Source organism: Mycobacterium sp. shizuoka-1 (assembly GCF_002723835.1).
Lineage (GTDB): Bacteria > Actinomycetota > Actinomycetes > Mycobacteriales > Mycobacteriaceae > Mycobacterium.
This window is the reverse complement of record NZ_BEWG01000013.1, coordinates 74,709-99,379: the sequence shown is the minus strand read 5'-3', so window position 1 is coordinate 99,379 and position 24,671 is coordinate 74,709. Positions and strand designations below refer to the sequence as shown.

The 24,671-nt window shown below is 68.9% G+C and carries 35 protein-coding genes; 17 read left to right on the top strand and 18 right to left on the bottom strand.

Going from position 1 to position 24,671, the window contains the following annotated elements; translation table 11 throughout:
- Positions 1 to 53: 53 nt before the first annotated feature.
- A complete protein-coding gene (locus MSZK_RS03590; protein ID WP_199203175.1) occupies positions 54 to 1,154 on the bottom strand; it encodes a diguanylate cyclase in 1,101 nt (366 codons plus the stop codon).
- Between the two features lie 83 nt (positions 1,155 to 1,237).
- Here MSZK_RS03590 and MSZK_RS03585 point away from each other — a divergent pair, with 83 nt between their 5' ends.
- A complete protein-coding gene (locus MSZK_RS03585; RefSeq protein ID WP_099244972.1) occupies positions 1,238 to 1,507 on the top strand; it encodes a YdeI/OmpD-associated family protein in 270 nt (89 codons plus the stop codon).
- 2 nt (positions 1,508 to 1,509) lie between these two features.
- Here the strand turns inward: MSZK_RS03585 and MSZK_RS03580 are convergent, their stop codons facing one another.
- Positions 1,510 to 2,112, bottom strand: a complete 603-nt coding sequence (locus tag MSZK_RS03580) for a TetR family transcriptional regulator (RefSeq protein WP_099244891.1) — start codon at positions 2,110 to 2,112, stop codon at positions 1,510 to 1,512.
- Between the two features lie 70 nt (positions 2,113 to 2,182).
- On the opposite strand from MSZK_RS03580, the gene MSZK_RS03575 reads away from it, so the two are divergent.
- From MSZK_RS03575 to MSZK_RS03560, 4 genes are read left to right on the top strand one after another with little or no spacing between them, the layout of a single operon-like run.
- Complete coding sequence (locus MSZK_RS03575) at positions 2,183 to 2,929, top strand: hypothetical protein (RefSeq protein WP_099244889.1); 747 nt, start codon at positions 2,183 to 2,185, stop codon at positions 2,927 to 2,929.
- A complete protein-coding gene (locus MSZK_RS03570) occupies positions 2,926 to 3,678 on the top strand; it encodes a hypothetical protein (protein WP_099244887.1) in 753 nt (250 codons plus the stop codon). The genes MSZK_RS03575 and MSZK_RS03570 overlap by 4 nt, the downstream gene beginning before the upstream one ends.
- A 53-nt stretch (positions 3,679 to 3,731) precedes the next feature.
- Positions 3,732 to 4,250: a cytochrome c oxidase subunit 3 gene (locus MSZK_RS03565; protein ID WP_099244971.1), complete on the top strand. Its 519-nt coding sequence runs from the start codon at positions 3,732 to 3,734 to the stop codon at positions 4,248 to 4,250.
- A 3-nt stretch (positions 4,251 to 4,253) separates the two neighbouring features.
- On the top strand, positions 4,254 to 4,523 hold the full coding sequence (locus tag MSZK_RS03560) for a cytochrome C oxidase subunit IV family protein (RefSeq protein WP_099244885.1): 270 nt from the start codon (positions 4,254 to 4,256) through the stop codon (positions 4,521 to 4,523).
- On the opposite strand, the gene MSZK_RS03555 is transcribed toward MSZK_RS03560, so the two are convergent.
- On the bottom strand, positions 4,456 to 5,112 hold the full coding sequence (locus MSZK_RS03555; RefSeq protein WP_099244883.1) for a TetR/AcrR family transcriptional regulator C-terminal domain-containing protein: 657 nt from the start codon (positions 5,110 to 5,112) through the stop codon (positions 4,456 to 4,458). The genes MSZK_RS03560 and MSZK_RS03555 overlap by 68 nt on opposite strands.
- A gap of 77 nt (positions 5,113 to 5,189) precedes the next feature.
- Here MSZK_RS03555 and MSZK_RS03550 point away from each other — a divergent pair, with 77 nt between their 5' ends.
- Genes MSZK_RS03550 through MSZK_RS03530 form a run of 5 tightly spaced genes read left to right on the top strand, consistent with a single transcriptional unit; the run spans position 5,190 to position 10,180 of the window.
- Positions 5,190 to 6,173, top strand: coding sequence for a nitrilase-related carbon-nitrogen hydrolase (locus tag MSZK_RS03550; RefSeq protein ID WP_099244881.1), 984 nt, complete (start codon positions 5,190 to 5,192; stop codon positions 6,171 to 6,173).
- Positions 6,170 to 7,786, top strand: a complete 1,617-nt coding sequence (locus MSZK_RS03545; RefSeq protein WP_099244879.1) for an amidohydrolase — start codon at positions 6,170 to 6,172, stop codon at positions 7,784 to 7,786. The genes MSZK_RS03550 and MSZK_RS03545 overlap by 4 nt, the downstream gene beginning before the upstream one ends.
- A gap of 14 nt (positions 7,787 to 7,800) precedes the next feature.
- A complete protein-coding gene (locus MSZK_RS03540; protein ID WP_099244877.1) occupies positions 7,801 to 9,144 on the top strand; it encodes an APC family permease in 1,344 nt (447 codons plus the stop codon).
- A gap of 3 nt (positions 9,145 to 9,147) precedes the next feature.
- Entirely contained in the window at positions 9,148 to 9,897 is a 750-nt protein-coding gene (locus tag MSZK_RS03535; RefSeq protein ID WP_099244875.1) for a YqjF family protein, read from the top strand.
- A gap of 10 nt (positions 9,898 to 9,907) precedes the next feature.
- The gene (locus tag MSZK_RS03530) at positions 9,908 to 10,180 is read left to right on the top strand and encodes a hypothetical protein (protein ID WP_099244873.1); all 273 of its coding nucleotides are present in this window, start codon (positions 9,908 to 9,910) and stop codon (positions 10,178 to 10,180) included.
- 19 nt (positions 10,181 to 10,199) lie between these two features.
- Here the strand turns inward: MSZK_RS03530 and MSZK_RS03525 are convergent, their stop codons facing one another.
- The 7 genes from MSZK_RS03525 to MSZK_RS03495 form a co-directional block, all read right to left on the bottom strand.
- The gene (locus tag MSZK_RS03525) at positions 10,200 to 10,973 is read right to left on the bottom strand and encodes a cyclase family protein (protein ID WP_099244871.1); all 774 of its coding nucleotides are present in this window, start codon (positions 10,971 to 10,973) and stop codon (positions 10,200 to 10,202) included.
- An 8-nt stretch (positions 10,974 to 10,981) separates the two neighbouring features.
- Complete coding sequence (locus MSZK_RS03520) at positions 10,982 to 11,815, bottom strand: acyl-CoA thioesterase domain-containing protein (RefSeq protein WP_099244869.1); 834 nt, start codon at positions 11,813 to 11,815, stop codon at positions 10,982 to 10,984.
- Between the two features lie 30 nt (positions 11,816 to 11,845).
- Positions 11,846 to 12,181 carry a GNAT family N-acetyltransferase gene (locus MSZK_RS03515; RefSeq protein ID WP_099244867.1) on the bottom strand — a complete coding sequence of 112 codons (336 nt, stop codon included), beginning with the start codon at positions 12,179 to 12,181 and terminating at the stop codon, positions 11,846 to 11,848.
- Positions 12,182 to 12,191: 10 nt separating this feature from the next.
- Positions 12,192 to 13,157, bottom strand: a complete 966-nt coding sequence (locus MSZK_RS03510) for a pirin family protein (RefSeq protein WP_099244970.1) — start codon at positions 13,155 to 13,157, stop codon at positions 12,192 to 12,194.
- A gap of 30 nt (positions 13,158 to 13,187) precedes the next feature.
- Positions 13,188 to 13,604, bottom strand: coding sequence for an EVE domain-containing protein (locus MSZK_RS03505; RefSeq protein ID WP_099244865.1), 417 nt, complete (start codon positions 13,602 to 13,604; stop codon positions 13,188 to 13,190).
- Between the two features lie 59 nt (positions 13,605 to 13,663).
- A complete protein-coding gene (locus MSZK_RS03500; protein ID WP_142389849.1) occupies positions 13,664 to 13,951 on the bottom strand; it encodes a hypothetical protein in 288 nt (95 codons plus the stop codon).
- A gap of 75 nt (positions 13,952 to 14,026) precedes the next feature.
- Positions 14,027 to 14,647 (bottom strand): TetR/AcrR family transcriptional regulator, encoded by a 621-nt coding sequence (locus tag MSZK_RS03495; RefSeq protein WP_099244861.1) that lies wholly within the window; start codon positions 14,645 to 14,647, stop codon positions 14,027 to 14,029.
- A 102-nt stretch (positions 14,648 to 14,749) separates the two neighbouring features.
- On the opposite strand from MSZK_RS03495, the gene MSZK_RS03490 reads away from it, so the two are divergent.
- On the top strand, positions 14,750 to 15,889 hold the full coding sequence (locus MSZK_RS03490) for a Rieske 2Fe-2S domain-containing protein (protein ID WP_099244859.1): 1,140 nt from the start codon (positions 14,750 to 14,752) through the stop codon (positions 15,887 to 15,889).
- 30 nt (positions 15,890 to 15,919) lie between these two features.
- On the opposite strand, the gene MSZK_RS03485 is transcribed toward MSZK_RS03490, so the two are convergent.
- Positions 15,920 to 16,330: a WhiB family transcriptional regulator gene (locus MSZK_RS03485; protein ID WP_099244857.1), complete on the bottom strand. Its 411-nt coding sequence runs from the start codon at positions 16,328 to 16,330 to the stop codon at positions 15,920 to 15,922.
- A 130-nt stretch (positions 16,331 to 16,460) separates the two neighbouring features.
- On the opposite strand from MSZK_RS03485, the gene MSZK_RS03480 reads away from it, so the two are divergent.
- From MSZK_RS03480 to MSZK_RS03455, 6 genes are read left to right on the top strand one after another with little or no spacing between them, the layout of a single operon-like run.
- Positions 16,461 to 17,201 (top strand): helix-turn-helix domain-containing protein, encoded by a 741-nt coding sequence (locus MSZK_RS03480; RefSeq protein ID WP_099244855.1) that lies wholly within the window; start codon positions 16,461 to 16,463, stop codon positions 17,199 to 17,201.
- Entirely contained in the window at positions 17,198 to 17,995 is a 798-nt protein-coding gene (locus MSZK_RS03475; protein WP_099244853.1) for a C40 family peptidase, read from the top strand. Before MSZK_RS03480 ends, MSZK_RS03475 begins: the two co-directional genes overlap by 4 nt.
- Positions 17,996 to 18,031: 36 nt before the next feature.
- Positions 18,032 to 18,391 carry a DUF4226 domain-containing protein gene (locus MSZK_RS03470; RefSeq protein WP_099244851.1) on the top strand — a complete coding sequence of 120 codons (360 nt, stop codon included), beginning with the start codon at positions 18,032 to 18,034 and terminating at the stop codon, positions 18,389 to 18,391.
- Between the two features lie 59 nt (positions 18,392 to 18,450).
- On the top strand, positions 18,451 to 19,869 hold the full coding sequence (locus MSZK_RS03465) for a DUF4226 domain-containing protein (RefSeq protein ID WP_099244849.1): 1,419 nt from the start codon (positions 18,451 to 18,453) through the stop codon (positions 19,867 to 19,869).
- Between the two features lies 1 nt (position 19,870).
- Entirely contained in the window at positions 19,871 to 20,188 is a 318-nt protein-coding gene (locus tag MSZK_RS03460) for an ESX-1 secretion-associated protein (RefSeq protein WP_099244848.1), read from the top strand.
- Positions 20,185 to 20,487: a DUF2694 family protein gene (locus MSZK_RS03455; protein ID WP_099244846.1), complete on the top strand. Its 303-nt coding sequence runs from the start codon at positions 20,185 to 20,187 to the stop codon at positions 20,485 to 20,487. The genes MSZK_RS03460 and MSZK_RS03455 overlap by 4 nt, the downstream gene beginning before the upstream one ends.
- Positions 20,488 to 20,510: 23 nt before the next feature.
- Here the strand turns inward: MSZK_RS03455 and MSZK_RS32555 are convergent, their stop codons facing one another.
- Genes MSZK_RS32555 through MSZK_RS03425 form a run of 7 tightly spaced genes read right to left on the bottom strand, consistent with a single transcriptional unit; the run spans position 20,511 to position 24,482 of the window.
- Complete coding sequence (locus MSZK_RS32555) at positions 20,511 to 20,648, bottom strand: hypothetical protein (RefSeq protein WP_199203174.1); 138 nt, start codon at positions 20,646 to 20,648, stop codon at positions 20,511 to 20,513.
- A gap of 37 nt (positions 20,649 to 20,685) precedes the next feature.
- The gene (gene lipE / locus MSZK_RS03450) at positions 20,686 to 21,933 is read right to left on the bottom strand and encodes a lipase LipE (RefSeq protein WP_099244844.1); all 1,248 of its coding nucleotides are present in this window, start codon (positions 21,931 to 21,933) and stop codon (positions 20,686 to 20,688) included.
- A complete protein-coding gene (locus MSZK_RS03445; protein WP_099244842.1) occupies positions 21,930 to 22,415 on the bottom strand; it encodes a peroxynitrite isomerase in 486 nt (161 codons plus the stop codon). The genes lipE and MSZK_RS03445 overlap by 4 nt, the downstream gene beginning before the upstream one ends.
- A 25-nt stretch (positions 22,416 to 22,440) precedes the next feature.
- On the bottom strand, positions 22,441 to 22,848 hold the full coding sequence (locus MSZK_RS03440; protein ID WP_099244840.1) for a VOC family protein: 408 nt from the start codon (positions 22,846 to 22,848) through the stop codon (positions 22,441 to 22,443).
- A 54-nt stretch (positions 22,849 to 22,902) separates the two neighbouring features.
- Positions 22,903 to 23,310: a VOC family protein gene (locus MSZK_RS03435; protein WP_099244838.1), complete on the bottom strand. Its 408-nt coding sequence runs from the start codon at positions 23,308 to 23,310 to the stop codon at positions 22,903 to 22,905.
- A gap of 36 nt (positions 23,311 to 23,346) precedes the next feature.
- Entirely contained in the window at positions 23,347 to 23,982 is a 636-nt protein-coding gene (locus MSZK_RS03430) for a class I SAM-dependent methyltransferase (protein ID WP_099244836.1), read from the bottom strand.
- A gap of 59 nt (positions 23,983 to 24,041) precedes the next feature.
- Positions 24,042 to 24,482 (bottom strand): STAS domain-containing protein, encoded by a 441-nt coding sequence (locus MSZK_RS03425; protein ID WP_099244834.1) that lies wholly within the window; start codon positions 24,480 to 24,482, stop codon positions 24,042 to 24,044.
- Between the last annotated feature and the right edge of the window lie 189 nt (positions 24,483 to 24,671).

The window sequence follows — 24,671 nt, the reverse complement described above, 5'->3', positions numbered from 1 at the left end:
GATTTTGCCAGCGGGCTGCGGCACTCGCTTCGGAAGGCGCCCGAATCTGGCCGTCAGCCGCCGACCCGGACGGGTCGGCAGATCCGCGTCTGGTTGCCGCCGGCCCGCTTGGCGGCGTACATCGCGGCGTCGGCGGAGCGGATCAAATCGTCCACCGCCGAACCACATCCCCACCGCACGACGGCCGCCCCCACACTCGCGGTGACCGGGTGCGGCAGTGCCGCGATCGCGGCGCACAGCTGGGTGGGCAACCGCTCGGCCGCGTCGGCGGAGACGGCGTCGACGACGATGAATTCCTCGCCGCCGAAGCGGCCGATGATCGCCGTACTGTTGCTGGCTTCCCGCAGCACCCAGCCGACCGCGGTCAGCGCCTGATCGCCGGCCAGATGGCCGTAGAGGTCGTTGAGCGTCTTGAACTTGTCCAGGTCGATCATCACGACGACCAGATGCAGGTCGTCGGCGGGCGAGGTGAACAACGTCTTCGCCCGCTGGTAGAACGCCCGGCGGTTCAGCACACCGGTCAGCGGATCCTGGTCGGAGCGCACGACGTCGGTGCCCAGCGTCCGGATCACCGCCTGGATCGCCAGCGGCACAGCGAGGTTGAGTTCGACCACCAGCCACAGCCCCGCGACCGCGATCACCCAGCCCTCGGTCGCGACCATCCGTGCCGCGCACGCCGCACCGGCCGCGACACCGATCACGACGACGACGGCGATCGCCTTGGTGTTGTGCATGAACGCGGCATAGCCGCCCAGGATCGCCACCCCGGTGCAGCCCAGCAGAGCGACCACGGGCTGCGGCTGCATCACGCACCCCGCGGCGACCAGCGCCCCGCCCAGCCAGGCCATCGCCACCGATTGCCGGCGGGTCGGCCAGCCGCGCACCCACACCGCGGCATACCCGACCCCGGTGAGCACCGAGGCGACACTGAACGCCACCTTGACCGCCGGCGGCAGGTCGTGCGACGTCAGCGCGGCCACGGCCATCAGCGTCAAGGCGCCCGAGGCGATCGCCATCAGGATCCGGGTGGGTGTACCAAGGCCGCGGGCGCGCAAGTACTCGGTGAGCCAGTCGAATTGGTCGGGCTGGCGCCACCACCGGGCGATCCGCCCGCCGGCCTGGCCACCCTGCCAGGACGCTCGCTCGTCGTTCACCGCGCTGCCCTCCCTACGCGGATCACGGTAGTCCGGCGGCGTTGCCGGCGAGGCGAAATATCGGTGACGGCTAACCTGGCGGAATGGGCACGCAGTTGGTTCCGGGCGGGGTGGTCCATGAGCTGCCGGCGGATCTGCGCTCGGCATTGCTCGGCAACGACACCGCGCTGGCGGCGTGGCGCGACATCACGCCGTTGGCGCGCAACGAATTCATCTGCTGGGTCGAAGACGCCAAACAGGACAAGACCCGGCAGCGCCGCATTCGTCGCACGCAGGAAGAACTCGAGGAAGGTATGCGCCGGCCGTGCTGCTGGCCGGGCTGCAAACACCGGGAGCGCACCGGCAAGGCCTAGGGCTAGGACGGCCGCACGGCACGCAGCCCGTACATGTACGTGGTCAGGTACTCGTCGATGAAGGGCCGCCGGAACTTCGGCGCCCGTGGGATTGTCATCAGCAGCGCGTAGAGGCCGACCAGGAACGACACGCCGTTGTGCAGCACGTCGACGTCGGCGGGGATCTCACCGCGGTCGCGGGCGCGGCCCAGTTCGTCGACCACGGTCACGATCACCGGATGGTTGCGCCACTCGTCATCGGTTGGTCGACTGGTGGAAAAGTGCAGCGCCAGAAAGTCTTTGAACAGCGGTCCGCCCAGCCGGCGTTCCAGCTTCGCCAGGGTGCGAAAGCACTCGCCGAGGGTGTCGCCGACCGTGTGCGGCTTGCCGAACGCGCGAGTCAGCTCGGCGGCCATCCGCTCTTCTTCGCGCTTCTCGAGCTCGATCAGCACATGCTCCTTGGTGGGGAAATGGAAGAAGAACGTGGCATGCGCGACGCCGGCAGCCGTGGCGATCGCGGCGGTGTCCGCGGCGGCCATGCCCGCCCGCTTGAACTCCGCGGTGGCCGCGGCCAGTAGCCGTTCGCGGGTCTGCACACCTTTGCGGACCGGCTTGTCGGTCAACACAGAACTGACTCCACTCAGAAAATGCTACCGTTCGTAGAAATCTGAGTCGACTCAGTTTGGAGGTGCGACGGTGCAGATCCTCGAGCAGGCCCAGGACCTGCCGAAAGCCGGAAACATCAAGGCACAGTGGGTGAGCCTGTGGACCGGACCGGTGGCCGCCGTGGTGCTGCTGGTCGCGGCGCTGGCCTTCCCGGGATTCTGGCCGCCGATGCCCCCGACGCTGAGCGCGCAGCAGGTGGCGTCGTTCTACGCCGAGCACACCGCCTGGATCCGGTTCAGCCAGGTGACGTTCAACCTGTGCGGCATCCTGATCGTGCCCCTGCTCATGGTCATCGTCGTGCAGATGAAGCGGATGAAGGGCCAGACCCACGTCTTCGCGTACTGCTACCTGACGGCGGTGGTCAGCGGCGCGACGATCTTCGCGCTGTCCAACGTCTGCTTCCTGGTGGCGGCCTTTCGGCCGGACCGCGATCCGGCACTGATCCAATTGCTCAACGATCTGGCGTGGATCGTGTTCATCGCGCCGGTCGGCATGGTGGTCGCCCAGTTCGTGCTGCTGTCGCTGGCGGTGTATTTCGATGACCGCACCGCCCCGGTCTTCCCCAGGTGGGTCGGGCATTTCTCGTTGGTGGTGGCCGCGGCGATGGTGCCGGCCGCGGGGGCGGCGGTGTTCCAGACCGGCCCGTTGGCGTGGGACGGGTTGTGGTCATTCTGGGTGCGCAACGGCGCCTACGCGGCGTTCGTCGTCGTCATGTTCCTCGTCCTGCGCCGGGCGGTGTACCGGCAGGCTGTCGACGACGGCGTGGTGGCCGCGTGAGTGTCCTTAGCCCGGGCCGGCTTTCGTCGACCACCGCCGGCGGTGGCAATCGCGACGTCTGGTGGATGACGTGGTTCTTTCCCGCCTGGTATGCGGTGTTCGGTGTCATCATCTGCCTGCTGACCAGGGTCACGCCACCACCGCGGCCGGACGTGACCGCCACGGACAAGGTGGCCTTCTTCGCTCAGCACCACCTCACCATCCAGATCGGTTTCACGGTGCTGCTGGTCCTGCTCGGCGGTGCAGCGATGACCAACGGGCTGGTCGCCTACCAGATGAAGCGGATGTCGGTGGGGTCGGTGTTCGCCTACGGCTACCTCGGCGGGATGAGCGTCGGTGCGCTGCCCGGTTTCCTCTTGGTGACGGTGTGCTTCCTGACCGCGGCGTTTCGCCCGGACCGCGATCCGGAGTTGATCAGCCTGCTCTATGACCTCGGAATGCTGTCCTACAACGGTTCATTGGGCTGCTTCTCGGCCGCGTATCTGGTGCTGGCGATCGCGATCCTCTACGACCGCAACCACATCTTCCCCACCTGGTTCGCCTACGTCTCGATCTGGCAGATCGTCACCGAGGTGATCGCCACCCAGATGTTCGTGTTTCCGTCCGGGCCGTTCGCCTGGAACGGCTCGATCGCCTTCTGGTGGGCGGTCGTGGTGTTCTCGGTCTGGCTGGGCGCGCTGATCATGTTGCTGCGCAACGCCGCCGCCCGGTCCGGGGCCGATACGGCCCCCGCGGAGGAGACCGCGTGACGGTGTCAGAACACACGGCACGCCGGGGCACGCATCTGCCCGGCGACGGGAACATGTGGGTGATGGTCCTCGGCGACCTGGTCATCTTCGGCGGCTACTTCGTCGTCTACATGATCTACCGCTCGATGAACCGCGCCCGGTTCCTGGCCGCACAACAGCATCTGGACATCACCGTCGGAGTGATCAACACCGTGATCCTGCTGACCAGTTCCTGGTTCGTGGCCCAGGCGGTGCTGTGTGCCCGCGCCGGCGACTCCCAGCGGGCGGTTCGGCTGCTGTGCGCCGGGGCCGTGTGCGGGTCGGGGTTCGTCGTACTGAAGTGCACCGAGTGGTTTCGTGAAATCGTTGCCGGACAGACGAATTCGGACCTGTTCTACTCGTTCTACTACGTCATCACCGGCGTGCATCTGGTGCATGTCCTGATGGGCCTGATCGTGCTGGGCGTGCTGGTGCGTGAGCTGCGGACGCCGGGGCGGCGGCGGATCTGGATGGTGGAATCCGGCGCGACGTACTGGCACATGGTCGATCTGTTGTGGGTGATCATCTTCGCGCTGCTGTACGTGGTGAGGTGACCGATGACCAACACGCGGACGATCACGTGGACCTGGCTGGTGCTGGTGGTCATCACGGTCGGATCGGGGTGGCTTGCCCCGGCGCATTCCCGGGGGGTGGCTTCGGCCAGCGTGGCGGTGACGGGTGTGGTGCTCGCCCTCGCACTCGTCAAGGCGCGCCTGATCATTCGACACTTCATGGAGGTCAGGGCCGGGCCGGGCTGGCTCAAGATTGCGACCGACGCCTGGCTGGTGGTGCTGGGGGTGTCGGTGCTCGTGATCTATCTGGTGTGAGTCCGCGCAGCAGCACCGCCAACCCGAACTCGAACGCGTCGTCGGCCCGTCCGGGTTTGGGCCCGCCGGTGGCCAGCGCCGCCGCCAGCTCCGGGCCGACTTCGGCCCCGGATTCCCACGGCTCTTCGGGCGCGGCCAGGTCCAGCGCCGACCCCAGCACGAAGCAGTCCATCAAGGTGATCGCACGCAGCGTGTCGGCGGCGTCGAACCCGGCCCGGCGCAGCGTCACCGCCAGCACGTTGTACATCCGGATGGCGTGGCTGCTGTTCACGGCGTACGCGGTCAGCAGCGGAATCAGCCGGGGATAGCGCGCATAGCTACGCCGGTAGGACCGCAAGATGTCGGCGACCACGTCGGCCCACGGGCGAGAAGGCTGGTCCTCGGGGAGTTGCACCTCCGACATCGCGCGCTCGCGGAGCAGCTCGACGATCTGGTCGCGCCCGGTCACGTGGTTGTACAGCGAGGAGGGGCTGACCTGGAGCTTTCGTGCCAGGTCCGGCATCGTGAAGCCGCCGGTGGTGGTGACCAGGTCCATGGCGGCGGACGCGATCCGGTCGGTGGACAACAGCGGTGTCGGCGGCCGGCCCATGAGAGTCTCCTCTTCCTCTTGCGAAGAATTATGAGCCAGTTCACACTAAAACGAAACACATTCGTTTTAGGAGTCGGATGATCACCCTGACCGCGTCTGCACCCGAGCCGCTGTCCCGCTCGGGCCCGTCCCACCGCGCCCCGTTGCGGGTCGGTCTGGTCCAGCACCGCTGGCGCCCGGACCGTGGCGAACTCGTCACCGCGCTGCGGTCCGGTATCGACCGCGCGGCCGCCGAAGGCGCCGCGGTGGTCTTCCTGCCCGAGATCACCCTGCTGCGCTATCCCGCCGACACCCCGGCCGGGGCCAACCCCGCAGCGCTGGCCGAGGAGCTGGCGAACGGGCCGACCTTCGAGCTGGCCGCCGACGCCGCCCGGACCCACGGGATCTTCGTGCACGCCTCGCTCTACGAGCGGGCACCCGGCGATCCCGACCGGTTGGGCTACAACACCGCGATCCTGGTCTCCCCCGCCGGCGAGCTCGTCGGGCGCACCCGCAAGCTGCACATCCCGATCTCGGCGGGGTACTACGAGGACACCTACTTCCGGCCCGGGCCCGACGCCGAGCCTTACCCGGTCTATGCGCCCGCCGGCCTCGACGCGCGCATCGGCATGCCGACCTGCTGGGACGAATGGTTCCCCGAGGTCGCCCGGTCCTACTCGCTGGCCGGTGCCGAGATCGTCGTCTACCCCACCGCCATCGGCTCTGAACCGGTCTTCCCGGACTTCGACACCCGGCCGCTGTGGCAGCAGGTGATCGTCGCCAACGGCATCAACAGCGGTCTGTTCATGGTGGTGCCCAACCGGGTCGGTGACGAGGGCAAGGTGAACTTCTACGGCTCCTCGTTCATCTCCGATCCCTACGGCCGCGTCCTGGTTCAGGCGCCCCGCGACGAGGAGGCCGTGCTGGTCGCCGATCTCGATCTCGACCAGCGCCGCGACTGGCTGGAGCTGTTCCCGTTCCTGCTCACCCGCCGCCCCGACACCTACGCCGCGCTGACCCGGCCGGTCGTCACCGGCGAGCCCTACGGCGCCGGTCATGCCGCGACGGCGGTGGTGAAATGAGCTCCACGCTGTTCACCAACGGGGTGGTGTGGACCGGAACCGGCACCGACGCCGACGCCCTGCTCGTCACCGACGGCCTGGTGCGCGCGCTGGGGGACGAAGCCCGGGAGCTGGCCGCCGGAATCGACTGCGAGCAAGTCGATCTCGACGGTGGATTCCTGATGCCGTCATTCGGTGACGGCCACGCCCATCCGCTCTACGGTGGCCTGGAGTCGGTCGGCCCCGCCGTGCGTGGCTGCGGCACGGTCGACGAGATCGTCACCGCGGTCAAGATCTACGCCGAAGAGCACCCCGACGAGGAGTGGATCGTCGGCGCCTCCTACGACGGCAGCCTGGCCCCCGGCGGTCTGTTCGACGCCACGTGGCTTGATGCCGCGGTGCCGGACCGCCCGGTGGTGTTGCGGGCCTGGGACTACCACACGGTGTGGTGCAACACCGCGGCCATCGAACGCGCCGGGATCACCGCGGACACCCCCGACCCGGTGCTCGGCGAGATCCCACACCGGTCCGACGGATCCGTCCTTGGCACGTTACGGGAATGGGGCGCAACCGATCTGGTGATGAACGTGATGCCGCCCCGCGACGAGCGCCAGCGCATCGAGGCCCTCGGCACCGCGGCGGACTACTTCCTGGCCCGGGGTGTCACCTGGGTACAGGACGCCTGGGTCGAGCCCGGCGATGTCGCGACCTATGTCGCTGCCGCTCGCCAGGACGCGTTGCGGATGCGGTTCAACCTGGCGCTGTACGCCGACCCGCGCCATTTCGATTCGCAGATCACGCAATTCGCCGCCTCGCGGCGGGCGGTCGAGGAGGCAGGATCGCCGCTGCTGACCGCGAACACGGTCAAATTCTTCGCCGACGGCGTCGTGGAGAACGAGACCGGCGCGCTGCTGGCCCCGTACTGCTCTGGAATGCATGACCACGGCATGCAGAACTGGGAGGGCGACTCGCTGGCCGAGGCCGCCCGTCGCGTCGACGAGCTCGGCCTGCAGATCCACATCCACGCCATCGGTGACGCCGCCGTCCGCCAGGCCCTCGACGCCATCGAATACGTGCAGCAGCGCAACGGATCTCGTGATCGCCGACCGGTGATCGCGCACGTCCAGCTGGTCGACGAGACCGACATCGGGCGGTTCGCCGCGCTGGGGGTGATCCCCAACATGCAACCGCTGTGGGCGCAGATGGATGCGCTGATGACGGTGCTGACCATCCCCCGCCTCGGCGTGGAACGCAGCGACCGGCAGTACCAGCTGCAGACGCTGAACCGATCCGGTGCCGCGCTCGCGTTCGGCTCGGACTGGCCGGTGTCCTCCGGTGCCCCATTGGATGGCATCGCCGTGGCGACGTCGCGGCTCACCTCCGAAGGCCAGCCGAAGGGAGGGTGGACGCCACACGAGATCGTGCCGATCGAGCGGGCGCTGTCGTCCTACACCGGCGCAGTCGCCTATCAGGCGTTTGCGCAAGACACGTGGGGACGCATCACGACCGGCGCCAGTGCCGACCTGGTGTGGCTCGACCACGATCCGCGGGACACCCCACCGCTGGAACTGCCGGGCGTGGGCATCCGCGCCACCTATCTGCGCGGTGCGCAGGCCTACCGGGCCAACGACTGAAGGGTACGACGACCATGACCGCGGAATTCATCACCGGCCCGCACGAGGGCCACCTGAAACGGGCGCTGGGGCTGCCGTCGCTCGTGCTGTTCGGCCTGGTGTACATGGTGCCGCTGACGGTGTTCACCACCTACGGCATCGTCACCGAAACCTCGGGTGGCCGACTGCCACTGGCCTACATCGTCACGCTCATCACGATGGTGTTCACCGCGCTGTCCTACGCGCGGATGGCGGCGGCGATCCCCGTCGCCGGTTCGGCCTACACCTACACCCAGCGCACCTTCGGGGCACCGGTCGGCTTCCTGGCCGGATGGTCGCTGCTGCTGGACTATCTGTTCCTGCCGATGCTGAACTATCTGGTCATCGGGCTCTACCTGAACGCGGCGCTGCCCGCGTTGCCGGCGTGGGTCATCGTGCTGGTCTCGATCGCGATCGTCACGGTGCTCAACATCGTCGGCATCGTGTCCGTCGCCCGGGCGAACTTCCTGATCATCGCGATCCAGGCGATCTTCATCGTGGTGTTCGTCGCCCTCGCGGTCGCCAAGACCACCGGCTATGGCAACGTCGACCTGCTGGCGCCCTTCACCGGCGACGGCACCGCCGGCGGCCTGAGCCCCATCCTGGCCGGTGCGGCAATTCTGTGCCTGTCGTTCCTCGGCTTCGACGCGGTCTCCACGCTGTCGGAGGAGGCGCGCGACGCCCGGCGCACCGTCCCGCAGGCCATCATGATCGCGACCATCGTCTCGGGGATCATCTTCATCCTGCTGTCCTACGTGTCGCAGTTGGTGTTCCCGTCCAACACGTTCGCCGACGTGGACACCGGTTCGACCGACGTGATGGTGGCCGCCGGCGGCGCGTTCGTCAACACGTTCTTCACCGCGGCCTACGTGGCCGGTGCGCTCGGATCGGCGTTGACCTCGCAGGCGTCGGTGGCCCGCATCCTGTACGCGATGGGCCGCGACGGCATCCTGCCGCGCAAGGTGTTCGGGCATGTGTCGGCCAAGTTCAGCACACCCGTCTATGCCATCCTGACCGTCAGCGCCATCTCGCTGCTCGCGATCTGGATCGACCTGGCGATCCTCGCCTCGGTGGTCAGCTTCGGCGCGCTGGTGGCCTTCTCGGTGGTGAACCTGTCGGTGATCAAGCACTACTTCGTCGACATGCGGGAACGCAACATCGTGCTCAACGTGATCGCTCCGCTGATCGGCTTCCTGCTCACCGCGTGGTTGTGGACAAGCCTGTCGGGTACCGCGCTCACGATCGGATTGATCTGGCTGGCAATCGGATTCGTGTGGTTGCTGGTCGTCACCCACGGTTTCCGGCGGCCCACCCCGGTGCTCGACCTGGACTACGAGTAACCGGTGGGCGACCCGCTCGCGGGCTACCCGGTCGACGCCCCGCCGCTGGCCGGCCGGACCTGGATCGACCAGAGCTGGCTGGACCTGACCTTCGTGCACTGGCCGGTGCGCCCCGATGACGTCGCCCACCTGTACCCGCCGGGCACCCGCCCGGACGTGTTCGGTCCGCTGACCTACGTAGGGCTGATCCCGTTCCGGATGGGCCACACCGCCCTGGCTACGACCGCGGCGCTGCCGTACTTCGGCACGTTCGCGGAGACCAACGTGCGGTTGTACTCCATCGACGACGCCGGGCGCCACGGCGTGCTGTTCCGGTCGCTGGAGACGGCCCGGCTGGCCGTGGTTCCCGCCGTTCGGGCGACGCTGGGAGTGCCCTACAGCTGGGCGCGGATGCGGATCACCCGTGCCGGGGCGGACATCACCTACGACAGTGTGCGGCGCTGGCCGCACCGTGGTCTGCGCAGCCGGGTCGCGGTGCGGGTCGGCGCTCCGGTCGAACCCACCCCACTGGAGATCTGGCTGACCGCACGCTGGGGTGCGCACACCCGCAAGGCCGGGCGCACCTGGTGGGTCCCCAACGAACACGAGCGGTGGCCGCTGCAGTCGGCGCAGCTGCTCGAGCTGGACGACGAACTGGTCGCCGCGGCCGGGGTCCGCACCGCCGGGGACCCGCTGCGGGTGCTCTACTCCCCCGGCACGCGGACCCGGTTCGGCCGGCCGAACGTGGTCGCCGAGGGAGCGGTCTCGCAGTAAGCTCACCCAGATGGTTGTGCGGGCGATTTCCAGGACACTGCTGGCCGCCGCGTGCGGTGCACTGTTCGTCGCCGCCCCGATCGTCGTCGCCGCACCCGCCAGTGCCTGCCCGACCGGGCACCTGGCCGACCCGATCACCGGCCGGTGCTTCGTGGCCAACGGCGTGCCGAGCGTAGGCGGAATCCCTTGTATCCCCGGCAAATCGGTGGGTACCTGCCTGGGCATCCTGCAGAACCAGTCGCCCCCTGGTGGCGGTCCGCCGGTGGGCGGGTTCTGGCCCTAGCGGGCCTTGGGGACCGCCGTCAGTCGTCGAAGATGGCGACCGCGCGGGTCCACCCCGCCGACGCGGCGTGCACCTTCACCGGAAAGCAGGACACCTCGAAACCGCTGGGCGGCAACGACTCCAGATTGTGGAGCTTCTCGATGTGGGAGTAGCCGATGGTCCGGCCCGCGCGGTGGCCCTCCCAGATGATCGACGCGTCGTGGTCGCGGGCGTAGCGCTGCGCGGTGTAGGAGAACGGCGCGTCCCAGCTCCACGCGTCTGTCCCGGTCAGCCGCACCCCTCGCTCGAGCAGGTAGAGGGTGGCGTCGCGGCCCATGCCGCAGCCCTTCCCGACATAGTCGGGCTGCCCGTATCGCACGCCGGCGCTGGTGTTGACCAGCACGATCTCCAGCGGGGAGAGGGTGTGGCCGATACGGGCCAACTCCTGTTCGACATCGGCGGCGGTGACCACGTAGCCGTCCGGGAAGTGCCGGAAGTCGAGCTTGACCGCCGGCTGCAGGCACCATTCCAGGGGCACCTCGTCGATGGTGATGGCGCGGTGGCCGCCGTCCATCGTCGACGCGTAGTGGTAGGGGGCGTCCAGGTGGGTGCCGTTGTGGGTGGTGATCCGGACTCGCTCGATCGCCCAGCCCTCGCCGTCGGGTAGATCGTCGACGGTCGCGCCGGGGAAGAACGACACCACCTCGGCGGCGGTCTGCCGGTGGTCGTAGTAGTCGATCTCCGGCAGGTGCCCGGGCGGGTCCGAGGCGATGCCGGCCTGCAACGGGACCGAGATGTCGACGAACCGTCTCATCTGCTCTCCTACCGCATCCCGCCCGGGCGGAACGATTCCGCCGGATTCACCAGCGCCACCGCCATCGCGTTGCCGATCGGTCCGTACTCGTCGAAGACGGCCGCCGACCCCGAGGCGATACCGTCGTGGCTGCTGTGCACCACCGCCGCCATCCCGATGTTCGGACCCTGCGGCAGCCGGCTCAGGCTCAGCGTGTAGTCGACGTTGATATACTGCAAACCCGTTGTCCCCCAATGAGTCAGGGCACTGGTCGCGTCAGCGGCCATGGTCGCCTCGACGAACGGGCTCAACGCCTCGCCGGCGACCAGGGGCCGGCGCTGGCGAATCCAGATGTGCTTGGGGCCGTGCTCGTGCCACTCGGCGAAGCCGAACGCCCCGCCGGTGGAGCCGTGGCCGCCATAACCCCAGACGAACATCGGCAGGTCGTCGGGCAGCGGGCCCGGGTCTGGCGGCATCGGCGGCATCTGGATGTCGGAGGTCCAGATGTCACCGGTGTGCTGTTCCCCGCGCCGCAGGAACACCCCGCTGGCGCGGGACACCACGACGTCGTCCTGCACCACCTCGGCGTCGACCAGCCGGATCCGGCGGCCTTCCCGTTGCACCGATGCGCGCACCTCCATCGGCGCGATCGCGGTGGGCCGCAGCAGGTCGACGGTCACCCGGGCCGGTTGGAAGCCCTCGCTGTGCCCGGCGCGCTCCAGCGCGCGGGCCAGCACCCCGCCGATGACGTGGCCGCTGATCGTCGGCCCCCAGGGTCCCTGGCTGACCGGGTCGGGCAGCAGGATGTCGCCGTCGCACACGAAGTAGGCCAGCGATGAGTGCTCGTTGCCGGAGTCCGCCACGACCTCACACGATAGCGCCGGCGCCGCGGCTCACCCGCCGTGCGCCACGAGACGCTCGGCGTCGGCGGTCACCGGATCCACGGCGTCGTCGAAATCGTGATGTTTGTCGAGGTAGTTGGCCACCATCGGGCACACCGCCACGATCCGCAGCCCGGCGTCGCGGGTGGCGGTCAGCGCTTCGGACACCAGGATGCTCGCCAGTCCGCGCCCCTCGAACGCGTCGTCGACTTCGGTGTGGTGGAAGATCCGCCGGCCGTCGTGGTCGACGAAGGCGAGCAGGCCGACCTGCTGACCGTCCACCGCAATCGTGAAGCGGTCGGTGCCGGCGGTGACGGTGGTCGGTGCGCCGGTCTTGTCGGTGGCCATGAGAACTCCTTCAGGTTCGGCGGCGTGGCCGCAGGCGGGTGGCCGGCAGGATGGGTGCCGGCAACCGTGGGACGGAACCGGTGTACCCGCTCACGGCACCGAACCTGTCATCGCCGTCCTGCCACAGCTGGCGGTAGGCGACGATCTCGTCATGGCTGCGCCCGACGAAGTTCCACCACATCAGCAGTTCTTCGGCGAACGGTGCCCCGCCCAGCACCAGGGTCCGGGCGGCCATCCCGGCCGGGTTGTGCAGTCGCAGGGTGCTCGACCCTGATCCCAGGTAGGCCAGCTGACCGGAGTCCAGTGCCCGGCCGGCCAGCTCGACCCGGCCGAGGTCGGAGAGCACCCCGTGCTCGAATCCCGGATCGACATCGAGCTCGACGGTGCCTCCGGCGGCCAGGTCGAGCTGGGCGCCTAGCAGCGGGGTGAACGTGTGCACCGGCGAGCGCTGACCCGCCAGCTCGCCGAGGAACACCCGGATGGTGCTGTCGTCACGCGAAACCGGTTCGGGCACATAGTGATCGAAGTCGCGGCCGGTGTTGCGGTCGGCATCGGGCAGTGCCACCCACAGTTGCACCCCGTGCAGGATGGCGGTCGCGGGCGTCGACACCTCGGAGTGGCAGATCCCGGCCCCGGCGGTCATCAGGTTCAGTTCGCCCGGCCGCACCATCTGGTGCACGCCGGCACTGTCGCGGTGTTCGATCTCGCCGCGGAACAACCAGCTGACGGTCTGCAGGCCGGTGTGCGGATGGGGCGGCACGTCCATTCCCGCGGACTGGCGCACGTCCTGCGGGCCGTAGTGATCGGCAAAGCACCACGCGCCGATCATGGACCGCTGCCGCTGCGGCAGGGTCCGGCGAACCGGGAGAGCACGCGGACCGCCGAGCGGGACCTCTCGTGGATCCAGCACCTCGAGATCGTCGAACCGCTTTGCGCTGCAGGGCACTTCACGTGGAGCGGTGTCGAGGTTGCTCACCACTGCGAATGTACTCGCCTCCGCGGCGGCTCAGGCTGCGAGCGGCCGGGTCATCGCCGAGCGGATCAGCGTGAAGTCTGGCTCCTCGATCCGGAACACTCCGAAACGGAACTTGTAGCCCCAGCGCTTGGCGTCGACGATGAAGCCCAGCTGGTCCAGCAGCGGCCGGATCGGTGTCGCCGTGCTGGGCAGGAACTCCATCGCCCGCCGCCACGGGCCGCCGGGCTGGTCCTGGTAGGGCTCGTCGTCGACGATTCGCCCGAGTGCGGTGAACGCCTGCAGCGGTTCCCCGTGATCGAGGGCGGTTTTCGGTGAATAGAAGACGATCCAGTCGCCACGCTGCATCGTGCGCAGCATGTGTGGCTTGCCGTGATTGGCCTGCGTGAAGCCGCCGGCGACGCCACGCTGCACGTGATCGGCGCTGACGGTGTTGATCCAGTACGTCATGGACCCACGCTAGGGCGGAGGTACGACAGCTCTGCGGGTCGGCGCGCAGCGCTGCCCCGTCAGTCGGCGCGGGCGTCCGACGACGGCCCGCGGCCGTCGGCGGAGATGTCCGGGGCGAACATCTCCGGGCTCATCGTGGGGTCGACCTGCTCGGCAACGGCCACGTCGGTCTCGGCGGCGGCCTCGACGGCCGGTTGCCGACGGTCGGAGCGCCAGTCGCGTACCAGCAGCAGGATGCCAAGGGCGGCCAGCCCGATCACACCCACCGCGACGAAGGTGTTGTCGGTCAGGATCGCCACCAGAAGAGCGACCAGCCCGGCCGCGGCCACCACCACAACGATCCGCACGGACCCGCCTCCCGTCGTCAGCCAGTGCTCACAGTTCTATCCGGATACCCACTGCACCGGCGGGAACTACCGCGCTCAGCGCGTCGCCGCGGCGGCCACCGGAGCGGCGGTCAGCATCGCGGCCAGCATCGTCACGATCTCCTCGAGGCTGTCCTCGTCGGCGGCCTCGTCGGCGCCGGCGGTCTCGCCGGACTCGACCTGCCGTTCGTGGTCGGCCAGCAGGGCGAACATCGCGGTCGCGACCGCCCCGACCCGGCCCTCCCGGGCGCTGCGCTCCTTGAGCGGGACCAGCCGGGCCAGCGCGTCGAGGATGCGCGGCCAGGCCGACTCCTCCGGGCTCTGCGGCTCGCGGTTCAGTCGGATGCGCACCACCTCGAGGAACCGGGCGTAATGCGTGCCTTCGCTGTGGAAGAAGGGCCCGACCAGGATGCGCAGCACCGCGTGCGCGTCGGCCATCTGGTCGGCCGACATGTGGTCCAGTAGCGCCTGCCGCTCGACCTCCATCGGGACCAGCCGGCGGGCCACCACCGCGTCGATGAGGTCCTGTCGGCTGCGGAAGTAGTAGTTGACCGCCGAGTTGTTGCGTTGGCCGGCCGCTTTGGCGATCTCGCGCAGGGGCACCTCGAAGCCGTGTTCGGCGATCAGCCGTTCGGCGGCGTCGAGCAACTCGGCTCGAGATCGGGTGCCGCGGTCCACGTCGAGCAGTCTAAATGCATGCTAGGCAGATTTAAGCACTTGTGCTTAAATTAGGCCCGGGTGCTGTTTGTTGTTCAGACCAGAGCGAGAAGGATGCGCCACATGACCGAGATCCGGGAGATCGACACCGGCACGCCGATGACGCGTTTCGCGCGCGGTTGGCACTGCCTGGGACTGGCCGAGAATTTCCGCGACGGCAAGCCGCACGGGATCCAGGCCTTCGGCGGCAAGCTCGTCGTATACGCCGATTCCAAGGGCGACATCCACGTGCTCGACGGCTACTGCCGGCATCTGGGCGCCGACCTCGCGATGGGTTCGGTCAAGGGCGACAACATCGCCTGCGCGTTCCACGACTGGCGCTGGAACGGCGCGACCGGACGCTGCGTCGAGATCCCTTACGCGCGCCGCGTGCCCAAGCTCGCCCGCACCCGCAAGTGGCAGACCTTGGAGGTCAACGGGCAGCTACTGGTGTGGCACGACCCCGAAGGCTCGACACCGTCGGACGACCTCAACCCGCCGCAGATCGAAGGCATGGGCACCGACCAGTGGTCGAAGTGGACGTGGAACTCGATCCTGATCGAGGGCGCGCACTGCCGCGAGATCGTCGACAACAACGTCGACATGGCGCACTTCTTCTACATCCACTACGCCTACCCGACGTACTTCAAGAACGTCTTCGAGGGCCACACCGCCAGCCAGTTCATGGAATCCAAAGGGCGCCAGGACTTCACCGAGCATCCGGAGCGGCTGTGGGAGGGCACCAAGCTGCGTTCGGAGGCCACCTATTTCGGGCCGGCGTACATGATCAACTGGCTGCACAACGACTTGGCGCCGGACTTCACCATCAACTCGGTGCTGATCAACTGCCATTACCCGATCAGCCAGAACTCCTTCATGCTGCAGTTCGGCGTCTCGGTCGAGGTGCCGGAGGGAATGACCAAGGAGAAGGCCGACAAGCTCGCGCAGTCGTATTCCAAGGTCTACGAGGTGGGCTTCCTGCAGGACGTGGAGATCTGGAAGCACAAGACCCGGATCGAGAACCCGCTGTTGTGCGAGGAGGACGGGGCGCTCTATCAGTACCGGCGGTGGTACGAGCAGTTCTACGTCGACGCCGCCGACGTCACCCCGGACATGACCAACCGGTTCGAGCTCGAGGTGGACACCACGCACGCCTACGACGTGTGGCAGCGTGAGGTGGACGACAATCTCCAAAAGCGCGCCGAGGCAACACTATCCGGCTAGGCCGGATCAATGGCGGAAGCCCGGCTAGGGCTAGGCGGCGGTGCGCGGCCGGCCCAGCGGGAGATGGACCACGGTCGCGACCTGTTCGGGCAGCGCCTCGCTGCGTGCCAGCAGTTCGGCGCTCTCGGGTAGTTCGCGCGGGTTGAGCCGGCCGTCGGCGATCCGCCGCAGTACGTCGTGGGCGTGGGCGAGCTGATGGCGCTTGCGGTATTGGCCGCCGGGCAGCTTCACCCCAGCCCACACCCCGTACTCCTCGCCACCCTCGACCGCGCTGCGGGCGCAGGCGCGCTGCTGGGCCAGCGGGCACCGACGCAGGCAGATGGTGCGAGCGCGGGTGGCGGACTGCTCGTAGACACGTGCCTTGGCCGCGCCATCGCTGGCGTCGTCGTCGGCGTAACCGAACCAGAGGTCGGGCTCGACGGAGCAGGGGCGGTGGTTCATGGTGGCCTCCTTGGGCGAGATTCAATGACGAAAGCGTATAGACCATGACGGGTCGGCGCAAGAGGAACGTAGACAAAAACGTATATACGACGAGTGCTGTGTACGATCCGTATATGGCTGGAGCCCCCCGTTGAGCCGAGAGGCGGCGGGTGCGGCCATCCGGACGTTGCGGGAGGCCCGGGACTGGTCGCTGGCCGATCTGGCCGCCGCCACCGGGGTCAGCATCATGGGCCTGAGCTTTTTGGAGCGCGGCGCCCGTAAACCTCACAAAGGCACAGTTCAGAAGATCGAAAACGGGCTCGGCCTGCCGCCGGGAACCTACGCACGGCTGGTCATCGCCGACGATCCGGACGCCGAGATCGCCCACTTACTCGCCGGCTCCCCCGCCGAGTCGACCCCGCCGCGGGCTGTCCCCGGGATCGTCGTCAACCGCCACAGCGATGCCGACGTCCTCGAGGCGCACGCCGAGGCGCACCTGGAATCGCTCAACTCGTTGATAGCGCGGCTACCAGCGGAGACGTCAAACGAATATGAAACGTATATTCAGTCCGTGATCGAGCAATGCGTCAAGGCGGAACTGCTGGCGGCCAACTCGTGGCGGGTCGCCGTCAACGCGGGGGCTCCGTCCACCGAGCGCCTGATGACCCATCTGAAATCGCTGGAAGCCATCCGAACCAGTCTGCTGGCCCGGATGCCGGGCAGTATCAGCGCACGCTTCGACCAGGCCTGCGCCCGCTCGGACCTGCCGGAGTCGGTGATCGCAACCCTGCTCGGCGTCGGCGTCGAGCAGGTGTGGGACATCCGCAACCGCGGCGCCGTACCGCCGGGCGCGCTCCCCCGGGTGCGGGCGTTCCTCGAGGAGTACGCATGACCGCCCCCGACCTGGACATCCTGACCCGGGCCCAGGCGCTGTTCGCCGGGTATCCCGCCATGCCGGTGCTCGATGCGTCATCGGCTCCTCCGCCGGCGCCGACCGAGGGGATACCGGCGGCCTACCGCCGCGCCGCCGGCCGACACGGCGACGACCTCGAGTCCGCCCGGCGGGTGGACACCGAACTGTCGGCGATCCTGGCGCGCGCGCAGCGCGACCATCGCCTGGCGCAGCGCCAGACCCGCGCCGTGGTGGACGCCGCCCGCGCGGATGCCGCTGTGGCAGCGGACAATCCGGTCGCCCAACGCGAGCTGATGCGGCGTCGGGCCGCCCGGCTGCGCGCCCAGCACGCACACGTCCTGGCCGCCCGCCGGCGGGCCAGGCGCCGGCTTGCGCTGCTGCGCGCGTTGACGTACCGACGGCGACGCCAGCGGCCACCGCTGCCGAGCTCACGTGCGGGGCTGGCCGTGCGCGCGGCGTTGTCGCGGCTGGGCTGCCCCTATGTGTGGGGCGCGACCGGGCCGGACCGGTTCGACTGCTCGGGGCTGGTGAAGTGGGCCTATGCCCAGGCCGGGGTGCGGCTGGATCGCACCACCTACGACCAGATCAACGACGGGGTGCCGGTGGCCCGGTCCCAGGTCCGGCCCGGTGACCTGGTTTTCCCGCACGCCGGACATGTGCAGATGGCAATCGGCAACGGCCTGGTGGTCGAGGCACCCCATGCCGGCGCCACCGTGCAGATCAGCCGGCTCGGGTCCGCCGGCGTGATCCGGCGGCCGGTCGCGGCGCAGTGAGTTGTTCGGCGAAATCTCGCTGAGTACCGTCGACGCATGGCAGAGCACGCCGGAGCGTCGGCCGACGCCCTCGAATCGGCCCGGTCGTGGCTCGCCGCCCGCGATCGCGAGCTCGCCGAGGCGGACGCCCAGCTGGCCGATGTGGTCTCCAGTGCCCATGCCGCCGCCACCGAGGCCATCCGCAGGCTCGACGCCGTCAACGCCGAGATCGAAGCGGCCGTGGCTCAGCGCGCCGAGCTCGCTCCGCCCGAAGGGCGTGAACTGGCACGCTTTCTGCTTGCCAAACAACGCGAGGTCAGCGATATCTTGACCGCCGCGCGCGCCGATTCTGCAGCCAAAGCCGTTGTGCTCCAGCACCTTCTCGACCGATACCGGGTGTCGTCCCCAGCGCGGTGACCGGGTGAATTGTCGGCCGTTTGGCCGCTGGATACAGTCGCGGGCATGAGAGGCCAGCGGTGGCGAGCTACCAAGAACTGCTCGACGTCATAGCGCGCGTCGGGGCCGTCACCGGAGACGACCGGGCGTGGATGATGGGCTTGTCCGGTGCCGACCTGGCCGTGGTCACCAACCCGGTCAGCGTGGTGTCGCCGAGCGCAATCGACAATGTGGTGGCCGCAATTCGCGCTCAGCACCGCGCCGTGTTCGATCGAGTCTCGCCCGCCGCACAGCCTCCGGTGATGGGGGAGGGCCGCGCCGCCCAGGCCATCCGATCCGCCGAAACATCACTGGCGCAGCAGCATTCGACCAGTGCACAGCTGGACCTCCAGGTCATCGCCGCGGTGCTCAACGCACACACCAGTCATGGCGCGGGCCGGGCGGCACTCGACGCCCTGCAGGCCGACATCGAGACCGCCGTCGCCACCCGTACCGATCTCGACACCCCTACGGGCGCCCGCGCCTTCCAGCGCTATCTGATCGGCAAGCTGCGCGACATCAAGACGGTGGTGGAAACCGCGGGCCTGGACGACACCTCCCAAGCCGCGCTGGCCGCGGCGCTGGCGTCGCTGTACGCCGGTGCCACCGCGGAGAACCCGGATATCGCAGGGGACCGCGGTGCGGAATCCAAGCCGCCGGCCCCGGCTGGGGTCGTGCAGCCGGCCCCGGCCGCCGACATCCCGGCCGATCTCCTCGTCGACCCGCTGCTCGCGGACGATCTCGCACCCGCATCCGAGCCGAGCGCGCCCGCTCAACCAGTGGCGGCACCGATGGCGCCGCCGGTGGCCGGGATGCCCGCTCTCGGTGGTGCCGGCCCGCCCGCGGCGCTGCCGCTGCCGTCCGGACTTGCCGGGCTCGCCAGTCCGCCGCCGCCGCGGCTGACCGGCGAGGACAGCCTGCTCGGCGATCCGCTGCTGGACGAACCCCTGCACGAACCCGGCGAACCCGGCGAAACCGACGCGGAGGGCGAGGACCTGTCGGCCGCGGACAAGGACGCCGGCATGGGGGACGAGCCCGCCGGCCCGGCGCCGGACGGCGAGACGTCGGTGCGTCTGCCCAACGGTGAAACCGTGACCGCGCCCAGCCCGCAGCTGGCCGCCGCGATCACCGCTGCGGTGGCGGGCACGCCGATCGCCGAGGCGTTCCGGCAGCAGGGCATCGCGATCCCGGCGCCGGGCACGCCGGTGCCGCATCCGGTCGATCCCGCGCAGGTGATCCCCGGTGACATCGGCATGCTGACCGACCGGCACGCGGTCGCCCTGGGCAACGGCAAGGCCGTGTTCAACAACCAGATCCAACCCATTGCCAGCGTCAGCGGCCCGAGCTTCCTAGGGTGGGAGCATCCGCCGGAACCGGGCGCCGGCATCTCGACCACCCGTACCGACCAGCCGACGCCCACCCGGCCGGCCGTCACGGCCGGCCCGCCGATAGGAGAGTGAGATGGCCGAGCGCATCCATGTGGTGCCCGACGAACTGCGCAGGGCGGCCCGCCTGCATCAGGACACCGCCGAGCAGCTCGGCGCTGCGCCGGCGCGGCACGCGGACATCCTGGCCAGTCTCGAGTCGCTCGGGCCGATCTTCGCCGAGCTGCGCGACGCCGGTCGGGAACTGCTCGACCAGCGCCGGGCTTGTTACGAACAGCAGGCCGCCGCGCACGCGGAGCTCGCGACCAACCTGCACCACGCCGCTCAGGTGTGGGAGCACCAGGACAGCGTCGCCGCGGCCGAGTTCGGCCGGGTCACCGAGGACGGTCCGTGACCGCACCGGATCCCGAGTTCGACGCCGTTCATCCCAGCGGGCACATCCTGTTCCGGTCGTGCCGGGGCGGCTATCTGCACAGTGTGGCGCTGGCCGAGCCGGCCATGGATGCCGACGCGCACACGCTGGCCCAGGCGATCCTGCTGACCGCTGACGTGTCGTATCTGAAGGCGCTGATGCAGATTCGGGCCGAGATCGTGGCTGCGGGCCAGACGCCCTCCGATGACGTGGCCGGCCACCGCGAACTCGCACTCGCCAGTGAGGCACTGGCCCGCCATCGGCTGCGGCCCGACGGCTGAGCAGCTGCGTAGTTCTGCGCCGCCTACGGCTCGCGCGGTGTCTGCGCATCCGGAGCGATGATCTCCGGTGGTGCAACGGGATTGGTGCCGAACAGTTCCCGGGCCCGCTGTAGCAGGGCGCGCACTTCGTCGAGCTGCTGCTGCAGCAGCGAGTCACCCATGACCGGTACGTTATCCGCCGCACCGGACGGGCACAATTCACCCGCCGGTGCGCGGGATCTCGGCGTTGATGCGGTCGAGCAGTGCGGTGTAGCGCCCGGCTTCGCGGTGCCGGCCGGGCTTGCCGCTGCTGATCAGCCCGACCGACAGGTGGCGTTCGGGATCGGCCCAGACCGCGACGTTGGTCAGGCCGGTGTGACCGAACGCGGCGGGTGCATTGCGGCCGAACGGCCCGAACCGGACCGAGCCCAGCATGTAGCCGGTACCCCAGCGGATGGGTGCCAAGCCGGTCGCGATGTCGGGGCGCAGCCGCCGGGCCGGGGCCGCCGCGGCCCGCAGCGTCTCCTCCCGCATGATCCGCACACCGTCGAGCTCGCCCCCGCGACAAAGTATCTCGGCGAACCGGGACAGTTCGTCGGCCGTGGAGACGGTGCTCGACGACGGGATGACCCCGGTGAGGAACAGCGGGGTGTTCGAGAACGGGATGATCTGCTGTGGCGTGCCGCCGACGGCAGTGCGAAATGCCGCCGCCAGCGGGGCGGGCAGCGGCCTGCCGGTCACATGGCTCGGCGCGACCAGGGGAACATCCTGTTCGGCGACACCGTAATTGGTCCAGCGAAAGCCCAGCGGGTCGAGGATCTGCTGCGCCAGGATGTCGCGAATGCTGCGCCCGGTCGCGGCCGAGACGATCTCGCGGACCAGCGGCCCCCACGTCAGACCGTGGTAGATGTGCATCAGCCCGGGCCGGTGGATGGGTTTGAGCTCGCCGAGTTTGGTCCGGGCGTAATCGCTTTCGTTCATCCGCTTGAGGTTCGGGCGTGGACCGGTCGCGAACGGCACTCCCGCGCTGTGGGTGACCACGTGGCGGATGGTGGTGCGGTCCTTGCCGTGGCCGGTGTAGTTCGGCAGGTAGTCGCACACCCGGTCGTCGAGCGAGAAGTGGCCCTGCTCGACCAGCATGTGCACCACCGTGGTGCTGATGGCCTTGGCGGCTGAGTACACGCAGAAGGGTGTCCCGACGGTGACCGGCACCTGCTCGGCATCCGGGGGGTCGGCGGGACCGTTACCCCAACCGTGTCCGATCGCCCGATTGAGCACCACGGTGCCGTTGTGCCGCAGGCACAGCTGGATCGCCGGGTGCATGCCCGCGGCGTACCAGTGCCGCACCGCCTGCCAGATCCGGTCGACGGCCGCAGCGGACACGGAGCTGTGGTCCTCGGCGCCGATGTCGGTGACGGCGTCCAGGTCGGCCGGAACGCGGATACGGCCGTCGGGGGAGTCGCTCACCCCAGCTGCCTGTGCAGGGTCGCGGCCAGATGGTGGGTAAGTGGCACACCGACCGCGGCCATTCGCAGGCTGTAGGTCAGGGTGTCGCCCCGAAGGAGGAAGGAACGACTCACGGCGGTAACGCTTTTCGCCGACCCAGTCAGCCCGACGCAGGTTGAGTCCACGTCGATGGCCAGGCCATCGCGGTCGACGGTCAGCGAGCCTTCATCGATCTCGGTGACACCGGTGGGGTGCACAACGACAAGTTCGATGCGGCCGGGAGTCGGCAGCCGGAGGTAGCCGGTTTCGGCGTGCAGGGGCCGCCCGTCGTCGGTGGCGCGGGTCCGCTGCGTGTAGGTCAGGAACGGCTTGCCGACGTGGCCGATCGCGATCTCCTCGCGATAGCCGAACGGATCGATCGTCGGGTACTCGCCGGCGCCGGCGCCGGTCCAGGTGCCCAGCAGGGGGGCCAGCGCCGAGAGGTCGGGATGCAGGTCGGGCACGCCCCCAGGGTACGGGTCGCCGGGATCAGAGCGGGCCGACGAGCTCGACCCAGTTTCCGTCCGGGTCCGCGACGAACATCCACCCCATGCCGGGGACCGGGGCGAACTCGGCCAGTTCCTGGACGATCTCGTATCCGGCGGCCTTGACCTGCTCGGCGGCCTTGGTGGTGCTCGCCACGACGACGGTGTAGTACCGGATACCGGCGGCGGCGGGACCGCCGCCCGGCGTTGCCGGTGCGGCCGGCGGCTCGTCGAGGGTGACCAGCTTGAGCACGTTGTTGCCGATGGCATAGCGCTTCATGGTGCCGCCGGGGAAGTCCAGGTCGCCCTGGTGGGGCAGGCCAAGGAAGTTCTCGTAGAACTCGACCATCGCCTCGAGGTTGGTGGTGACCAAACCGACTTCGATGTTCGTCGCGAGCAGATCGATGGCCATGGTGTTCCTCTGCGCTCGGTGGGGCTGACGTCGGAAGGATAGACGGTGCGCGGGTCAGATCGGCCCGGCGAGTTCCACCCAGTTGCCGTCCGGGTCGGCGACGAACAGCCAGCCGATGCCGGGCAGGGCGGTGAACTCGGTCAGCGGTTCGACGATCTCGTACCCTGCGGCGCGGACCTGTTCGGCGGCCTCGGACACGTTCTTGACGACCAGCGACAGGTACCGCACGCCGGTTTGAGCACGGCCGCCGCCGGGGGTCACCTCGGCGGGCGGCGGCTGGTCGTAGGTGACCAGCTTGAGGGTGTTGTCGCCGATCAGGTAGCGCTTCATGGTGCCGCCCGGGAAATCGAGGTCGAGCTGGAACGGCAGGCCGAGGAAGTTCCCGTAGAACTCGACCATCGGGTCCAGGTTCGTGGTGACCAGTCCGATTTCCACACTGGAGGCGAGCAGTTCGACGGCCATCGGCTCAGCGTATCGACGGCCGATTCACAGCAAACGTCAGCCCTTCTCGCCGACGGTGATCAGGTCCCACACCCCACGGGTCCACAGTGGCCGGTGGACGCGGTGCTGGTCGGTGATGGCGAACCCGGCATCGGTGAACAGGGTGCGCATCTCCTGCGCCGAGGGGTTGTGCGCGGCGCTGGACGGCGAACTGGTCAGCCGGCTCAGCAGCGGGAGCTGGGGAGGGCTGATGGTCGCGACGGCGGCCAGCCCGCCGCGGCGCAGCACCCGGTGGAACTCGCGCATGGCCGCGGGCTGGTCGAAGAAGTGGAATGCCGATGTCGAGACGACGGCGTCCAGCGACTCGTCGTCGAAGGGCAACTGTTCGGCGGGCCCCTTGCGCCAGTCCACCCGCGGCGAGCGCGCTCGGGCCTGGCGCAGCATGCCGTCGGACATGTCGACGCCGTAGATCTCCTCGGGCTCCAGTTCGTCGGCAATGCGTGCTGCGAGAATCCCTGTGCCACAGGCGATATCGGCGATCTTGCGGGCACCGTGGGCGCGCAGCTCGTCGATCACCTCGTCCTGGGCCGGGCGGTACACCCACTGTTGCAGAGCTGGTTGGTCGTACAGTGGCGCGGCGACGGTCCAGAACCGCGTCACGAGGTCGTTGAGATTGCGACCGTATGTCGCCATGGCTGCCCGCTTCCGCTCGAACTGACTGCGACCAGTCTAGGAAGCGGGCGTGCGGTTACTTATTTCGGCAGCGGGGCCAGCTGCAGGTGGGTGTGCGGGCCCCGGGCCAAGGCGGCCACGGCCGAGACGATGTTGCCGGCGGTGTTCAGCTGCTGCTCGGGGTCACAGACGCGCAGGACCCGGGCAACCTCGGGGCCGGGGACCAGCACCCAGTCGACGCCGCGTCGTGCGCAGCGCACGTCGAGCGAGTGCAGGGTCGAGACACCGTCGGTGCCGAAGAAACTCAGCCGCGACAGATCCAGCACCAGCTGGTCGTATCCGGGCAGCAGCTTGTCGAGATAGCTCAGCAGCTCGGAGGAATTCGCTGCGTCGATCTCGCCGACGGCGGCGACCAGAACGGTGGTTGCGCTGAGCTCCCTGGCCCGGAACAGCCCGCGATCGGCGGGTTCGCGGTCCACGCGGGTGATGGACAGGGGTGCCGCGGTGGTGGCTACAGACATCACGCCTCCAACTTCATGCGTTTTTCGTTTCGCAATGCTGCCGGGATGGCCGGGACGAGTCCCGAATCGAGACTTCGCTGCGAGAGTTCTTCAGACCCTCGCCGCATTGGCATCTCCGGGCGGCTGTGAACTCAACCTGGTGGAAATGTACTACGGATTTCGTTGCGCGGCCAGAAATTGTTTCGGATA